The organism is Streptomyces sp. NPDC056883 (assembly GCF_042788835.1).
Taxonomy (GTDB): domain Bacteria; phylum Actinomycetota; class Actinomycetes; order Streptomycetales; family Streptomycetaceae; genus Streptomyces; species Streptomyces stoeckheimensis.
This window is the reverse complement of record NZ_JBHUBS010000002.1, coordinates 779,027-794,951: the sequence shown is the minus strand read 5'-3', so window position 1 is coordinate 794,951 and position 15,925 is coordinate 779,027. Positions and strand designations below refer to the sequence as shown.

General features: G+C 71.4%; 14 protein-coding genes. 10 read left to right on the top strand and 4 right to left on the bottom strand.

Annotated features, from left to right (window positions below; translation table 11 throughout):
* The first annotated feature begins 128 nt into the window (after nt 1-128).
* The 3 genes from ACFRU2_RS08800 (at nt 129) to ACFRU2_RS08790 (ending at nt 2,744) form a co-directional block, all read left to right on the top strand.
* Nucleotides 129-848, top strand: coding sequence for a TetR/AcrR family transcriptional regulator (locus ACFRU2_RS08800; protein WP_382969446.1), 720 nt, complete (start codon nt 129-131; stop codon nt 846-848).
* 108 nt (nt 849-956) lie between these two features.
* Complete coding sequence (locus tag ACFRU2_RS08795) at nt 957-2,219, top strand: lipase family protein (RefSeq protein ID WP_382969444.1); 1,263 nt, start codon at nt 957-959, stop codon at nt 2,217-2,219.
* A gap of 111 nt (nt 2,220-2,330) precedes the next feature.
* Nucleotides 2,331-2,744, top strand: coding sequence for a rodlin (locus ACFRU2_RS08790; protein ID WP_382969442.1), 414 nt, complete (start codon nt 2,331-2,333; stop codon nt 2,742-2,744).
* A 93-nt stretch (nt 2,745-2,837) separates the two neighbouring features.
* Here ACFRU2_RS08790 and ACFRU2_RS08785 read toward each other — a convergent pair whose 3' ends face one another.
* Nucleotides 2,838-3,296 (bottom strand): GNAT family N-acetyltransferase, encoded by a 459-nt coding sequence (locus ACFRU2_RS08785; RefSeq protein WP_382969439.1) that lies wholly within the window; start codon nt 3,294-3,296, stop codon nt 2,838-2,840.
* 93 nt (nt 3,297-3,389) lie between these two features.
* The gene (locus ACFRU2_RS08780) at nt 3,390-4,697 is read right to left on the bottom strand and encodes a glycosyltransferase family 4 protein (protein WP_382969436.1); all 1,308 of its coding nucleotides are present in this window, start codon (nt 4,695-4,697) and stop codon (nt 3,390-3,392) included.
* Between the two features lie 138 nt (nt 4,698-4,835).
* Here ACFRU2_RS08780 and ACFRU2_RS08775 point away from each other — a divergent pair, with 138 nt between their 5' ends.
* On the top strand, nt 4,836-5,528 hold the full coding sequence (locus ACFRU2_RS08775) for a response regulator transcription factor (RefSeq protein ID WP_382969433.1): 693 nt from the start codon (nt 4,836-4,838) through the stop codon (nt 5,526-5,528).
* Nucleotides 5,521-7,053 carry a sensor histidine kinase gene (locus tag ACFRU2_RS08770; RefSeq protein WP_382969430.1) on the top strand — a complete coding sequence of 511 codons (1,533 nt, stop codon included), beginning with the start codon at nt 5,521-5,523 and terminating at the stop codon, nt 7,051-7,053. Before ACFRU2_RS08775 ends, ACFRU2_RS08770 begins: the two co-directional genes overlap by 8 nt.
* A gap of 26 nt (nt 7,054-7,079) precedes the next feature.
* Here the strand turns inward: ACFRU2_RS08770 and ACFRU2_RS08765 are convergent, their stop codons facing one another.
* Nucleotides 7,080-7,868, bottom strand: a complete 789-nt coding sequence (locus ACFRU2_RS08765; RefSeq protein ID WP_382969428.1) for a polysaccharide deacetylase family protein — start codon at nt 7,866-7,868, stop codon at nt 7,080-7,082.
* Between the two features lie 155 nt (nt 7,869-8,023).
* Complete coding sequence (gene ligA, locus ACFRU2_RS08760) at nt 8,024-10,090, bottom strand: NAD-dependent DNA ligase LigA (protein WP_382969425.1); 2,067 nt, start codon at nt 10,088-10,090, stop codon at nt 8,024-8,026.
* Between the two features lie 242 nt (nt 10,091-10,332).
* On the opposite strand from ligA, the gene ACFRU2_RS08755 reads away from it, so the two are divergent.
* From ACFRU2_RS08755 to thpD, 5 genes are all read left to right on the top strand, one after another.
* Nucleotides 10,333-12,171 (top strand): RICIN domain-containing protein, encoded by a 1,839-nt coding sequence (locus ACFRU2_RS08755; RefSeq protein ID WP_382969422.1) that lies wholly within the window; start codon nt 10,333-10,335, stop codon nt 12,169-12,171.
* Between the two features lie 262 nt (nt 12,172-12,433).
* The gene (gene ectA, locus ACFRU2_RS08750; RefSeq protein WP_382969419.1) at nt 12,434-13,021 is read left to right on the top strand and encodes a diaminobutyrate acetyltransferase; all 588 of its coding nucleotides are present in this window, start codon (nt 12,434-12,436) and stop codon (nt 13,019-13,021) included.
* Between the two features lie 110 nt (nt 13,022-13,131).
* On the top strand, nt 13,132-14,400 hold the full coding sequence (ectB, locus tag ACFRU2_RS08745) for a diaminobutyrate--2-oxoglutarate transaminase (RefSeq protein WP_382969416.1): 1,269 nt from the start codon (nt 13,132-13,134) through the stop codon (nt 14,398-14,400).
* A 34-nt stretch (nt 14,401-14,434) separates the two neighbouring features.
* Nucleotides 14,435-14,839 (top strand): ectoine synthase, encoded by a 405-nt coding sequence (locus ACFRU2_RS08740; protein ID WP_382969413.1) that lies wholly within the window; start codon nt 14,435-14,437, stop codon nt 14,837-14,839.
* A gap of 52 nt (nt 14,840-14,891) precedes the next feature.
* Complete coding sequence (gene thpD / locus ACFRU2_RS08735) at nt 14,892-15,794, top strand: ectoine hydroxylase (protein ID WP_382969411.1); 903 nt, start codon at nt 14,892-14,894, stop codon at nt 15,792-15,794.
* The last annotated feature ends 131 nt before the right edge of the window (nt 15,795-15,925 follow it).

Below are 15,925 nucleotides of genomic sequence, written 5' to 3'. Positions count from 1 at the left end.
CAGTTCTCTTTTTTTCCCCCTTTGCTCTTTCCCCCTTGGTGTGGCGCCCTTCCCCCCCCCCCCCCGGGGGGGCCCCGGGCCGCCGTGCGGCGTAGACGCCAAAAGTGAACTCGACTAGCGTTTCGCGCATGGACCCGGAGCGCGCCGCACGGCTCGACAACATCCGTACACCGCGCGGCAGTTACGCGAAGGGGGTCCTGCGGCGCGACGAGATCCTGACGGTGGCGCTGGAGGTCTTCGCGATGATCGGCGAGAAGGGCGCGCTGATCAAGGAGATCGCCGACCGCGTGGGCCTGTCCCAAGCCGGCGTCCTGCGCTACTTCGGCTCCCGCGAGGGCTTGTTGATCCGGGTCCTTGCCGAGCGCGACCGGCTCGCCAGGGAACGGGCGGCCCGGGAGCCCTGCCCGGACCCGATCTCGCCGATGGCGGCCACCCTGCGCCGCAGCGGCGACGTGGCCGGTCTGGTGCGCTTGTACGTGAGCATGGCGGCCGCGTCCGGTTTCCCCTGCCACCCGGCGCGCGACTTCTTCGAGGTGCGCAACGGCGACCTCCTCGTCGCCCTGCGCGACGGCCTCGCCGCACTGCAGCGCGAGGGACGCATCCGCCCCGACATCGCCCCCGAAGCGATCGCCCGGCTCGCGCTGGCCGCCGCCGACGGCATCCAGCACCAGTGGCTGCTCGACCCCGGCGTGGACATGGGGGGCGTCATCGACACCATCGTCGCCCTGGTCGTGGACGTCGTCCCGCCTTCCGGGGCGCTCCCGCTTCCCGAGGCGCTCCCGCCCGCCGGGGCACTCCCGCCTCCCGGGGCGCCGGCCGACGAGGGACACGGTCCGCCGCACTCCTGACGCGCGGCGCCACCATCCGACCCCGCCCCTCCGAGCTCCTCCCCGCCCGGGTCAGAGCCTCCATCCGGCGGCGCCGCACGGCAGCCGCGTACGCAGAGGAGTTCCTCCTTGTCGCACGGACAGAGCCACAACCTCCCCGGCAGAGCGGCCCGTTGGGCCGTCGTCGGTGCGATCGCCGCGGCGCTGACGCTTTCGGGCTGCACCAGCGGCGGGGACGACCGCAGTGCGCAGGGGCGGGGCCCGGAAGGGCGGACCTCGTCCGCGCCGGTACCCGAGGGCGACGCGTTCTACGACCCGCCGAACCCGCTGCCCCCGGGCAAGCCCGGCACGGTGATCCGCCAACGCCCCTACACGTCGCCGGAGTCGGCACTGACGCTGCCGTCGCACACCGTCCTGGTGATGTACCTGAGCACCGGCACGGACGGCAAGCCGGTGGCCGCGAGCGGGCTGGTGACCGTTCCGGACGGGCCCGCGCCCTCCGGCGGGCGGCCCGTCGCCGCCGTGGACCACGGCACCATGGGCATCGGTTCGGCGTGCGCCCCGTCCCGCATCCCGGCCTTCGCCGGGCTGCAGGACACGAGCCCGGTCGGAAAGCTGCTCGCGCGCGGGTTCGTCGTCGTACAGCCGGACTACATCGGCCTGGGCGTGACCGGGGTCAGACACCCGTACCTCAACGGCGAGTCCGCGGCGTACGCCACCCTCGACATCGTCCGCGCCGCCCGCGGGATCGACCCGGGGTCGTCCGCGACCACGCTCGTCTACGGCGGATCGCAGGGCGGCCACGCGGCCCTGTGGAGCGCGCACCACGCCGCCGCGTACGCCCCCGACGTCGACCTCAAGGGCGTCGTCGCCAACGCGCCGGCGGTCGGATTCGAGTGGATGCCCGCCCTGTTCGCCCAGCAGGACGCGACGGCCACCGCCTACACCGGGGTCCTGCTGCTGCTCGTCAACGGGGCCGCCGCGGCCGACCCGGCGGTAAAACCCGCCGAGCTGCTCACCCCCGCAGGCATGGCGGCCGCGGACCGCATCTGGACCCAGCCCTGCATGGCCGCCGACCCCGATCTGCCGCCCGCCTCCGACATCCTGCGGCCGGGCGCCGATCTGGCACCCCTCAACGCCGCGCTGAAGGCCAGCGCCGCGAGCGAGGCCACCATCAAGGTCCCGGTGCTGTTGCCGCAGGGCGGCAACGACGTGCTGAGCAACCTCAACCAGACGCTCGCCCGGGAACTGTGCGACAAGGGCGTCGACTTGGAGTTCACGTACTACCCCGATCAGGGCCACACCATCGGCGACGGCCCGCTGGACGATGCGATCGCCTGGATGGACGCCCGTCTCACCGGCGCCCCGACGGCGGCGAGCTGCCGGTTCTGAGCCGGCCCGTCCTGCAAACGGGTGACATGCCGCCACGTGTGCCGCTCACAGCCGTTGCCAGGGCGAACCAATCGACGGGTACTACCCCGCTCAGTGAAGGATTACCAGGCAATGCTGAAGAAGATGATGGTCACCGCTGTCACCACTGCTGCCGCGATCGGCGCCGGCGGCGCCATGGCCGCTCCGGCCATGGCCATCGGCAACGACAACGGGATCAACACCGTCAACGGCAACGGTGCCGTGCAGGCGTACGGCAACCAGAAGACGCACGGCGCCCAGAGCCCGCAGCTCTCCGTGATCCAGGGCACCGCGAACAAGCCCTGCATCGGCCTGCCGGTCAAGGTCAACGCGCAGTCGCTCCTCGCCATTCTCGCGAACGTGGGCGTCCAGGACGTCAACGTCCTCTCCAACCCGCAGAACCAGCAGTGCACCGAGAACTCCACCCAGGCCAAGGGCGACGAGGCGCTCTCCCACATCCTGGACAACATCCCGGTCCTGTCGGGCAACGTGTCGAGCGGAAGCTGACGGCTCGCCCCGCGAACCGACCGGCCCGGCAGTGGGGCGCCCGCACGAGCGCCCCGCTGCCGAGGTCCCCGGGCCGCGGGGCGCTGCGTTCGATCAGTCGGATGGCGCCATGTCGTAGGTGACCCACATCGTACGAGTGGCCAGCTGGTCGTACTTGGCCCGGGCGCGGTGGTTGTCGTCGGCCGTGATCCAGCGGACCACGCTCCAGCCGCGCTCGGCCGCGATCTCCCGCAAGGCCCCGAGCAGGTGATCGGCGGCGCCGGAACCCCGGTGGGCGGGGTCGACGAACAGGTCGTCCAGGTACCCGCCGGTGGTGGCCGACAGGGGACGGGCGAACGGACGGTAGTGCGCCAGGCCGATCAGCCGGCCGTCCCCGTCCTCGGCGACGAGGGCGCTCACCTCGTGGGCGGGGTCGTTCACCCACCCCCACACGCGCTCGGCGGCCTCCTCGGTCTGCTCGACCCGGTAGAAGTCCGCGTAGCCGCGGTACAGGGCGCGCCACTGCGGGAAGTCGGCGTCACGGACTTCCCGGACGGTGATGGTGGTCTGCATGATGCGCACTTTCGTCGTCGTGAAGGGTCTTCGACAAAGGATCATGCCCGGTCCGCCCGGTCGCCGGCATCGCCGGAATGTCGAATCCCGCACTCACCCGGTGACGCGGCGTCCGCCTCCACCCCCACCATCTGCACGCGCGAGGGCTCCGCGGGCCGTGGCGCGCAGGGCGTGTGCCGCGTCGATCGTGCCGACCCGCGCGCGGTGCGCGGCCTCCCGTGCGGGGCCGAGCGTGCGCCGGCCGGGACCGCGCCGCAGCAGCTCCCGGTAGAGGTCGAGGTGCCGTTCGGCGATGTACGCCGGATCGAAGCGGGCCGAGTTCCTCAGCGCTGCTCCGCCCATGCGCCGCCGCAGCCCGTCATCGGCCATCAGCTCGATCAGCGCGGCGGCGATGCCGTCGGTGTCGCCGGGGCGGACGAGGCGTCCGTCGACCGCGTCTTCGATGATCTCGCGCGGTCCGACCGGGCAGTCCGTGGAGACGACGGGGAGGCCACAGCGCATCGCCTCGACGAGGGTCATGCCGAACGACTCCCGGTCGGAGGTGGAAACGGCGATGGATCCCTTGGCCCACTCCCGGTCCAACGGGTGTGCGTTGCCCATGAGACGGGCCCGGCCGCTCAGGCCGAGCTCTCCGATCAGGGCGGACAGCCCGGCCCTCTCGTTGCCGGTGGCGTCGCCGCTGCCGAAGATGCGCAGCTCCCAGTCCGGATGGTCGGCGACGACCTGCGCGAAGGCCCGTACGAGCAGGTCGTAGCGTTTCGCCGGAGTGAGCCGGCCCGCCGCCACGACCACTTTGCCGGTGCCGTCGGACGGTTCCACGGAGGCGGCGGGAACGCTGTTCGGTATGGCCTCCACCCTCATCGCAGGCGGGCCGAACCGCCGGTAGGCGTCCGCGTCGGCCTCGGTGACGGTGGTGAGGGCGTCGAGGAGCGGATAGCGGTGGCGTATCTCGTGGCGCACGCGGAACCCGTGGTTCGAGAGCGCGAGGTGTTCCTGGCCCACGCGGACGGCGGCGCGGTGCGCCTGTCGGGCGATGTGCACGTTCAGGCCCGGCCTGGTCCCCACGATCACATCGGCGTCCAGGGTCGACAGGTACCGTCCGATGCGCTCGTCGGTGAGCCGGCTGTACTGCCCGTGCCGGCCGTCCGCGCGGGGGAAGACCCCGGCGGGCAGCGCGTGCCGCGGGTCGTCACCGTCGTAGTCCGGGGAGTCCGGGCGCAGATCGACCAGCGGCGTCAGGCTCACCCGGGGAGGCGTGCCCATGACCGGGACGCCACGGTTGCGAAGAACCGAGACGATCTCCACGTCGTGGTGTTCCGCCAGCGCCGCGGCCAGGTTGAAGGTCGACCTGATCGTGCCGCCGATGCCGTAGGCGTTGTGGAGCAGGAAGGAAATGCGCATGCGGCGCCGCGCCTTTCGGTGACGGAGGCCGGGGGCGGCCGTACTGCCGGTCGTGCCCCACTGTGCGCAGATCATGCTTAACCGTTCCTGAAGGCCCGTTCGCACGGGGCAGGAGCTCCTGGATGGCATGCTGACATCGTGGACATTCTGCTGGTTGAGGACGATCCGGTCATCGCGGCCGCGGTGCGGGAGGGCCTGGAGGGCGAGGGGTACGCGGTCACCCTCGCGTCCGACGGCCTGGCCGCGGTGGAGCTCGGTGCCACGGGCCGGTTCGCCGCGATCGTCCTGGACGTCATGCTGCCCTCCTTGAACGGATTCGCCGTGTGCGGGCGGCTCAGGGCGCTGGGCGTCGACACCCCGGTGCTGATGCTGACCGCCAGGGACGGAGAGCTCGACGAGGCACACGGCCTGGACATCGGTGCGGACGACTACCTGACGAAGCCGTTCTCCCTGCTCGTCCTCACGGCGCACCTGCGCGCACTGATCCGCCGCAGCGCCCGCGAGGCCGCGGGATCCGGAGCCGAGGACGTGCTGCGGGCCGGCGACCTGTGGCTCGACCCGCAGGCGCGGACCTGTGGGCGCGGCGGCGAGCGCATCGAGGTCACCGGCCAGGAGTTCGCGGTACTGGAGTGCCTGATGGGCGAGCCGGGCCGGGTGCTGTCGAAGGAGACCATCCTCGGCGAGGCGTGGGACATCGCCTACCGGGGCTCGGCGAGCATCGTGGAGGTCTACATCAGCCTTCTGCGCCGCAAGATCGACCAGCCCTACGGCACCCGGAGCATCGTGACCGTCAGGGGACGCGGCTACCGGCTGGACGACACGCATGCCTGAGCCCGTGGACCGGGCCCCCGCCCGGAAGTCCGGCCGCCCGTCCGCTTGGTGGCTGCGCCTGCCCACCCGGGCGCGTACGGCCCTTGCCGCGGGTACCGCCGCCCTGGTCCTCGCCGGCGCCGGCGCCTGGTGGCTGCACCACGTCGTGCACTCCACCGAGATGGACGCCGCGCGGGGCCGCGCCCTGGCCCAGTCCCGCGCCGTCGCGCTGGAGTTCGCCGGTGTCCAGGCCAGGGACAGGGAGGCCACCGGCGACATCCTCGCCGGATCACCGGTACTGATCATCGGACCGGACGGCCCCTTCGCTTCGTGGCTCCCCCAGGCGTTCCCCGAGGCCGTGAAGGAGCTCCCGCCCGCGCCCGCGTCGGCGCGGCCCGCATGGGCGACCGTCCGCACGGTCCGCTTCGGCGACCCGGCCCCCGGCTGCCGGGCGGACCCCGTCCGCACCTCCACCGGGCAGACCGTCCCCGGCTGCCTCTCCCAGGCGGCGGCCCTGGCCGGGCAGAGCGTCGACATGGCCGGTACGAGCATCGACGTCCAGTCCCCCGCCGCACCCAGTCCGTCGGCGCCTCCGGCCGGGCGCTACACCGTCTACGTCGCCCTCACCCCGTCCGAGGCGACCCTGGCCGCCGACGCCCTTGTCCCGGCCCTGGCCGGCGCGGTTCCGCTGGCCGCGCTGGTCGTCGCCCTCTCCGCCTGGGTGGCGACCACCCGGGCCCTGCGGCCGGTCGAGGCCATCCGCAGCCGCCTCGCCACGGTCGACCAGCCGGGCTCCGGCACCCGCGTCCCCGTCCCCGCGGCCGAGGACGAGATCACCCGGCTCGCCCGCACCACCAACCACACCCTCGACGTCCTCGACGCCCACGCCCGCCGCCAGCACCGTTTCATCGCCGACGCGGCCCACGAACTGCGCAGCCCGGTCACGGGCCTGCGGACCGTACTCGAGGTCGCCGTGGCCCGTCCCGAGCGGCCCGCCGCCCTGAACGACGCCCTTCGGGCCACGACGAGACTGCAGTACCTCGTCGACGACCTGCTGACCCTCGCCCGACTGGACAACACCCCCGCAGCAGGGCCGGACCGGGCACCGGTGGACTTCACCGAGCTCGTCCGGGAACTCCTCATCGAACTGCCCCACACCCGGCCCGGAGCCCCCGCGGACCTCACCCTCGAGGCTCCCGCCGAGCCCGTCGTCCTGCTCGGCGATCGCGACCAGCTGCGGCGCCTGCTGCGCAACCTCCTGGACAACGCGGCCCGGCACGCGGACACCCGGATCACCGTGACGCTCGCCGCACGCCCCGGATGGGTGGAGTGCACCGTCCACAACGACGGCGCCCCGATCCCCGAAGCCGACCGCGAACGGGTCTTCGACCGCTTCACGCGCCTGGACGAAGCACGCACCCGTGACACCGGCGGCAGCGGCCTCGGCCTCGCCATCGCCCGGGACCTGGCCCGCCACCACCGGGGAACCCTCGCCGTCGCCCCGGGCGACCGGGGAACGGCGTTCCTCCTGCGACTGCCCCGGTAGCGGGGCGACCGGGAGGGAAGCGCGGGTCAGGGCCGGTAGACCTTGCCGGGTGCGGGGTGGGCCGGTGCGAGGAGTTGGGAGACCGTCACGAAGGTGTACCCGCGGTGATGGAGTTCGGCGATGATGCCGGGGACGGCGGGGATCGTTCCGGCGTACCGCTCATGGAGCAGGATGATTCCGTCGCGTTCCGTCTGCTCGAGGACCCGCTTCTTGATCAGTTCGGTGTCGGTGGTCTGGAAGTCCTTCGCGGTCACGCTCCACAGGATCTGGGCGAGCCCGAGCTCCTTCATCACCTTCGACACCTCGTCGTTGGTGGCGCCGCCCGGGGGTCGCATGAGCGTGGGGGCGCGCCCGGTCGCCTTCTCTATGTCCTGCTGCACGGGCTCGATTTCGGCGCGTATGCCATCCGGGGTGAGTTCGGTGAGGTTCTCGTGCGACCAGGTGTGGTTCGCTATTTCGTGGCCCTCGTCGGCCATGCGGCGGACGGTGTCGGGATAGGTGTCGGTGTGCCCCTTCCCCTGGAGGAAGAACGTCGCCGGCACGTGCTCCCGCTTCAGGACGTCGAGGAGGTCGGGCGTCGGCTTGCTCGGCCCGCCGTCGAAGGTGAGGGCCACGCACTTGGCGACGGTGCAGTCCACCGCTCCGGAGGCCGGTTTGCCGGCGGAGTGGGCCGCCGCGGTGCGGACGGCGGCCGGCGAGACGACCCCGTTGAGGGAGGAGCAGCCGGTGAGGGCGGCCAGCACCAGCGCGGCCGCCGCGGTGGCGGCCCGCCGGGAGGAGGTGCCGTACGCGCGGCGCTTGAGCGAGCGAATCATGGGGGGAGGTCCTGGATCGGTCGGAGGCGAAGGCTCGACCGGCGCGCTCACGTGCAGCGATGCCGGTGCAAAGAGGCACCGAGCATGCGCAGCGCCGCCTTAATGGACCCTTAAGGCGGCGCCCCTCCAGGCCTTCCCCTAGACCTTCTCCGCTCTCAGCTGTCGGCCATGTAGTCGGCCACGAGTTCCGCGAAGGCCTCCGGGGTGAGGACCGTGACGCCCAGCTCCGTGGCCTTGACGGCCTTGGAGCTCGGCTTCCCGCTCGCGGACGGAGCGCAGACCAGGTGGGTGGTCTTGGAGTTGACGGCGCTGCCCGCCGTGCCGCCGGCCTTCTCGATCAGCGCGTTCACCTCGGAGCGGCCGGCGCCGGCCAGCGGGCCGCTCATCTTGCCGGTGACCACGACGGTCCGGCCGGCCAGCGGGCCCTCGCGCGTGGCTTGCGGCTGCTGCGGCTCCCGCATGTTGACCCCGGCCGCCACCAGCTTGTCGATGACCGCAGCCAGGGAGGCGACCTGTTCGACGATGACCGGAGCCTTCTCCCCGCCGATGCCGTCGACCTCCTGCATCCGTTCGGCGTCGGCCCGGCGGATGGCGTCCATGGTGCCGAAGTACGCGGCGATGCGACGGGACATGCTGCGCCCGGTGCCGAGGACGCCCAGCGAGCAGAAGATGCGGCTGAGCGGCCTGGACTTGGCGGCCGCGATCTGTTCGGCCAGCTTCGCCCCCCGTTTGGCGCTCCCGGAAGCGGCGGTGAGCTGCTCCTCGGTGAGGGTGAACAGGTCGGCGACGTCGGTGACGTCGCCCGACTCGATCAGGGCCCTGACGTACGTCTTGCCCAGGCCGTCGATGTCGAGCATGTCGCGACCGGCTGCGTACTCGATGAGCGCGGGCAGCGCGCACGCCGTGCCCTTCGCGCAGCGCCAGCGCTCCTGGTCCTTGTTGATCCCTCCGCCGCACTGCGGACAGACCGTGGGCAGGGGCACCTCGCGCGCGGCGTCCGGGCGCAGGCTCGTGACGGCGGCCTGGACGCGCGGGATGATGTCGCCCGCCTTGTACACCGTCACGGTGTCCCCGAGGTGGAGGTCGCGGCGGCGGATGTCGGCGGGGTTGTGGAGGGTGGCCCGCGTGACCGTGGATCCGTCGAGGTCCACCGGGTCGAGGACGGCCGTCGGGGCGAGTACGCCCGTACGGCCCACTTCCCAGACCACGTCCCTGAGCACGGTCTGCCGCTCGACGGCCGGCAGTTTGAAGGCGATCGCCCAGTGCGGGAACCTGCTCCCGAAGCCGGCCGCGCCCTGCTCGGCCGCGTCGTTCGCCTTGATCACGACCCCGTCGATGCCGAACGGCAGTCCGGGGCGCAGCGCGGCGATCTCGTCGACCTTCTGCTGCGCCTCGGCGAGGGTGGCGACCACGTGCAGGCCGGCGGGCGTGTCGGCCGTGGTCGCCACGCCCGCGCGGGCCACGACGGCCAGGGTTTCGGCGTGCGTGGCTCCGGAGGGTGCGAGGGCGACGCCGTCGAGCTCGACCGCTCCGTACGCCCAGAACGTCATCTCCAGCCGGTAGGGCCGGTCCTTCGCCCGCAGGGTGCCGGCGGTGCCGTTGCGCGGGTTCACGAAGACCTGCGCGCCATGGGCGGTGCGGACCTCGTTCGCGGTCTCGAACTGCTGCTGGGTGAAGAGGACTTCGCCGCGCACCTCGAAGGTGGCGGGGAGCGGCAGCCGCTCGGGCAGGCCTTCTATGGTGCCGATGACGTGGCTGACGTCCTCACCGTGCGTACCGTCGCCGCGGGTGATGATCTGCTCCAGGCGCCCGTCGCGGTACCGAGCGGCCACGGCCGCGCCGTCCATCTTCGGCTCGACGGTGAAGCCGCCCGCGGGCTCGTGGCCCAGGCGGCGCTGGAGGGATGATCCCCAGGCGACCAGGCCGTCCGGGTCGAAGACGTTGTCGAGGCTGAGCAGCCGGGTGGTGTGCGCCATGTCGCCGACGGGGGCGGCCCCGTCCCCGACCAGGCCGGTCGGGGAATCCGGGGCGACCTCGTCCGGGTGCTCCGCCTCCCAGGCGAGCACGGACTGCCGCAGGCGGTCGTACGCCGCGTCGTCGAGCAGGCCGCTCTCGCCCCCGTAGTACGCCCGCGACGCCTCGCGCAACTGCTGCAGGGCGGCGGCGTAGTCGGGGCGGCTGAGCAGGCCGAACGGCGCCTCTTCGGCGGAAAGGATCGTCATGGAAGGATCTTCTCCCGGGGCACTGACAACGCCCGTCGGCGCCGGTGTTCGCGCGGGACGGGTGCGGGGTGGTGGCGATCTCGGTGCCGAGTCTTGACAGCCGTTTATTAATTCGGCTTCTATACAAATTAATTGACGCCCTGTCGCGAGCAGGCGCGCACACCCCCACGCACCACTCGCCCCCCCGGGCCCCTCGTCCGCCCCCACGCCCCGCGGACGGCCCGGGCAAGAGAGGAGTACCCGTGTCAGCCCCTCCCGGGATGAGGACCACCTTCGCGCTGGCCGCCACGGCCGCCGTTCTGTTCGGCACCCTGGCCGCCGCTCCGGCGTCGGCCGGGCCCGTCCGGTCGAGCCGGTCCCCCACAGCCACGTACACCGTCTCCATCGGCGCCAAGGGTTCCTGGACCCACCCCGACGACACGCCCGCCGCCACGTACATCGACAAGAACGGCGCGTTCTACTACCAGTCGGCCCACGCCCTGTACGCGGCGAACGATCCCCGCAAGTGGACCTTCTACACCGGCAAGGACTTCGACTCCGCCACCCGCTCCGCCTCGCTGAGCACGGCGGTCGACCCGGCGAACGCCAACGACCGCAACGACGACACCACATGGCGGTGCAACAACAGCCCGACCGGGCGCGAGGCCACGTACGCCCCGGACACCTCCCACTACGCGCAGAAGAACTACTGCGACCTGATGGGCGTATGGGTGGATCCCGACACCGGCGACTGGTACGGGCTGGTCCACAACGAGTTCACCCCGAGCCCCTTCGGCGACGGCCTGCACTACGACGCGATCGACTACGCCGTGTCCAAGGACCAGGGCAGGACGTGGGCCATCAAGGACCACGTGCTCACCTCGCCCTACAGCACCCTGCGGGGCGACACCGCGGCCTTCCCGCACGAGACGTACCACTACGGGAACGGCGATGCCCGCCTGTTCGTGGACACCGCCTCCGGCTACTTCTACGTCTACTACAACTCCCGCGTCATCCCGAAGGGCGGCGTCGGCGGTTCGTGGACCGCGGGCAGCCGGGCGCACGTGGCCCGCGCCCCCATGTCCGGGAAGATGGCGCCCGGTTCGTGGCGGAAGTGGTACGACGGTTCGTGGTCCCAGCCCGGCGCGGGCGGCCTGGAGAGCAACATGGAGCCCGTCGACGCCACCCACACCACCGGGTACACCCCGGTGGCGAAGGATTACGACCCGTCGAACCGCGGCAACGTCCAGGAACAACAGGCCGCGGGCGAACTTCCGGCGAAGTCGGACCTGTTGACGATGAACATCGCCTACAACGCCCACCTGGGGCTGTACGTGGGCCAGCCCGAGGCGGTCAACCAGGACGGCAGCGAGCCACAGCGCTTCTACGTCACCGACAACCTCGCCACCCAGCAGTGGCGCCTCGCCGGCGACTCCGGCGCGTACCGCACCGGCTCCTGGTACCGCTGGGTCCTGGACGCGGTGAACAAGACGGGCTCCACCATCGTCGGCAAGAAGTTCCGGTCCTACTGTTCGTTCTTCTGCTCCGGGGGCGCCGACGGCGAGTACTACGACACCGTGATCGACACGAACGCTCCTGCCGCGGTCATCGATCCGGGGAAGACCTACACGATCGCCGGTGGCACCGGCCGCCACCTCTCCCAGGTCCAGGGCAGTACGGCGACCACGTCCCTCCCCTCCGCCGGCGCGTCGGCCCTCAGTCGGTGGGTGTTCACCCCCAACGGCGACGGCTCCTACCGCATCGCCAACGCCTCCACCCGGCAGCTCCTCGGCGTCGACGCCAAGGCGAACGCGGGGCGCGCCTGGGCGGCCAGGCCCACCGCGACGAAGGCACCGCAGAGCGGGCCCACGGTGGGGCAGCAGTGGTTCGTCATCCCGAACTCCACGGCCGACGGCAAGCCCACCGGCACCCACCGGCTCGTGAACCGCTACAGCGGACTCGTGATCGGCCTCTCGGACACGCCCGGCCGCCTCGCCGAGACCACCCCCACCCGCGCCTGGACCGACACCAGCGGCAGCCCGGTCGGCGGCGCCCGCACCTCGGCGGAACAGACCCTCACCCTGACCGCGGTCACCTTCTGACCGCTCAGCCGCAAACCAAACCCCGGTCCGCCGAAGAAGACATCACATTCAAGTGGAAAATATGAGACAGAGCAAAGACGTTATCCGCTCGTTATAAAACGGAGGGTGGGGTGGAAATGTCGGCATTTTCCGGAGGAAACCGGGTGCATTGCCGGCACTTTCACGACCCCGGGGAGGCGCTTCCATCTATCACGGACAGCGCCCTCCCCGTAACCCCTCAGGTCCGTGCAATCTGCGCCAACCCTCGGTAGCTTCGGCCCGCATGACTGCTCATGCAGAACTGGCCCATTACCGGAAGACCCCGCCGTCCACCCCGTTCGCTCCGACCAGCCCGTCCACCCGGACCGGCCCGTCCGCCCCGACGACGCGCATCGACCGCCCCCGCCCGGGCGACGGCCGCCTGCTGTGGCGCCTCGCCCGCGACTCCGGGACGCTGGACCTCAACTCGGCCTACAGCTATCTCCTCTGGTGCCGTGACTTCGCCGGCACCTCCGCGGTGGCCCGCGACGCGTCCGGGCGTGCCGTCGGATTCGTCAGCGGATACCTGCGGCCCGAGAGCCCGGGCACCCTGCTCGTCTGGCAGATCGCCGTCGACGAGTCCGTCCGGGGCCTGGGGATCGCCCGGGCCCTGCTCGACGGCCTCTCCGCCCGCGTGGCGGCAGAACACGGACTGAGCTCCCTGGAGACCACCATCTCCCCCGGCAACCTCGCGTCGGAGCGACTGTTCGCCTCGTACGCCACACGGCACGGAGCCACACTCACGCGCGAAGTGCTGTTCGCTCCGGAGGAGTTCCCGGACCGCGGGTACGCCCCGGAGGTCCTGCACCGCATCGGGCCGCTCCACTTCTGACGCCGGCCCGCACGCCCGGGCATGCCCGCCCCCGTGCCGCATACCCCGCGCCGCAGGCCCCGTACCGAACCACCCGCACCGAACACCCCCACGCTCATTGGAGAGTTCCCTTGACCATGACCGAGCCGGTCCTGTCCGTCTTCGAGACCCTGGAGTCCGAGGTGCGCAGCTACTGCCGCGCCTGGCCCGTCGTCTTCGAGCGCGCCACGGGAAGCCGGCTGTACGACGAACACGGCAGCGGCTACCTGGACTTCTTCGCGGGCGCCGGGTCCTTGAACTACGGGCACAACAACCCCGTCCTGAAGCGGGCCCTGCTCGACTACCTGGAGCGGGACGGCATCACGCACGGGCTCGACATGGCGACGACCGCCAAGCGGGCCTTCCTCGAGACCTTCCGGTCCCACGTCCTCGAACCCCGCGCACTGAACTACAAGGTGATGTTCCCGGGGCCCACCGGGACCAACGCCGTCGAAGCGGCGCTCAAGCTGGCGCGGAAGGCCAAGGGCCGCGAGTCGGTCGTGTCCTTCACCAACGCCTTCCACGGCATGTCGCTCGGCTCCCTCGCGGTCACGGGCAACGCCTTCAAACGGGCCGGCGCCGGCGTCCCCCTGGTCCACGGCACCCCGATGCCCTTCGACAACTACCTCGGGGGCAGGGTCCCCGACTTCCTCTGGTTCGAGCGCCTGTTGGAGGACCAGGGATCCGGCCTCAACCACCCGGCGGCGGTCATCGTCGAGACGATCCAGGGCGAGGGCGGGATCAACGTGGCGCGCGCGGAATGGCTCCGCGCGCTCGCGGACCTGTGCCGGCGCCGCGACATGCTGCTGATCGTCGACGACATCCAGATGGGCTGCGGCCGGACGGGCGAGTTCTTCTCCTTCGAGGAGGCGGGCATCACGCCCGACATCGTCACGCTGTCCAAGTCCATCAGCGGCTACGGACTCCCCATGTCCCTGTGCCTGTTCAAGCCCGAACTGGACCTCTGGGAGCCGGGCGAGCACAACGGCACCTTCCGCGGCAACAATCCGGCCTTCGTCACCGCGACGGCCGCCCTGGAGACCTACTGGGCCGACGGCGTCCTGCGCGAGCGGACCCTCGCCCAGGGCCGGCACATCGAGGGCGCGCTGCGCGAACTGTGCGCCGAGCACGCCCGGCTGGGTGCCGCGTACCGCGGCCGCGGACTGGTCTGGGGCATCGAGTTCGCCCACAAGGAGCGTGCGGCGGCGGTGAGCCGGAGGGCTTTCGAGCACGGTCTCCTCATCGAGACCTCGGGCCCCGAGGGCGAGGTCGTGAAGCTGCTCCCGCCGCTCACCGTCACCGCCGACGAACTCGACGAGGGCCTCGGCATCCTCGCCCGCTCCGTCCGCGAAACCGCCTGACCGGCACCCGCCGCACACCACGAAGGGCACCACCATGATCGTCCGCTCGTTCCGGGACCTCGAGGGCACCGACCGCCACGTCAGGGCGGCATCCGGCACCTGGGAGAGCAAGCGCATCGTCCTGGCCAAGGAACGCGTCGGCTTCTCCTTGCACGAGACCGTCCTGTACGCCGGCACCGAGACGTCCATGCGGTACGCGAACCACGTGGAGGCCGTGGTCTGCACGGAGGGGGAGGCCGAACTCACCGACGAGGAGACGGGCCTGACCTACACGATCACGCCGGGAACCATGTACCTCCTGGACGGCCACGAGCGGCACACCCTGCGCGTGAAGCACGAGTTCCGATGCCTCTGCGTCTTCAACCCGCCCGTCACCGGCCGGGAGGACCACGACGAGAACGGCGTGTACCCGCTGCTCACCGAGCCCGACCACGGCTGAGTCGCGGACCCGTACGAAGAGCAGAGAACAGAGAGGAGAGGCAGGCACCACCATGACCTACGCATCCACCCGCACGGCGAAGGACCTGTATCCGACCAGGGGCTCCGAGGAGGTGCTCACCGGCCGCGTGGACCCCGTCGTCTGGTCCGAGCCCGGCACGCCGGGCCCGATATGGGCCCACGAGCTGGAGAGTTACGAGCGCGACGGCTTCCTGTCCGTCGACGAACTCATCACGCCCGACGAGACGGACGTCTACCGGGCCGAGATGGACCGGCTGCTCCGTGACCCCTCGACGCTCGCCGACGACCGTTCCATCGTGGAGCCGAAGTCCCGGGAAGTGCGCTCGGTGTTCGAAGTCCACCGGATCAGCGAGGTGTTCGCGGCCCTCGCCTCCGATCCGCGCGTCGTGGGGCGTGCGCGGCAGATCCTGGGCTCCGACGTGTACGTGCACCAGTCCCGGATCAACGTCAAGCCCGGTTTCGGAGCCAGCGGCTTCTACTGGCACTCCGATTTCGAGACCTGGCACGCCGAGGACGGCCTGCCGAACATGCGCACCGTGTCGGTGTCCATCGCCCTGACGCCCAACTACACCACCAACGGCGGCCTGATGATCATGCCCGGCTCCCACCGGAGCTTCCTGGGCTGTGCCGGTGCGACGCCGAAGGACAACTACAAGAAGTCCCTCCAGATGCAGGACGCGGGCACCCCGTCGGACGAGGCACTGACCAAGTTCGCCTCGGCCTGCGGCATCAAGGTCTTCACCGGCAAGGCGGGCTCGGCCACCTGGTTCGACTGCAACGCGATGCACGGCTCGGGTGACAACATCACGCCCTACCCGCGCAGCAACGTGTTCCTCGTCTTCAACAGCGTCGAGAACCGCCCCGAGAAGCCCTTCGCCGCTCCGGTGCGGCGCCCCAAGTACATCGCCTCACAGGACTTCACCCCGGTGCGCTGACGCACCCGGCCGACGCGACGCGACCCGGCCTTTCCGCCCCCGCACCCCCCCAAGTGGGGAGGCCAGGGTGTTTTTCTTCGCCCCCCCCCCCCCCCAAGGAGCCCTCCCCTTGTTTTTTTCCTAAGAAAACC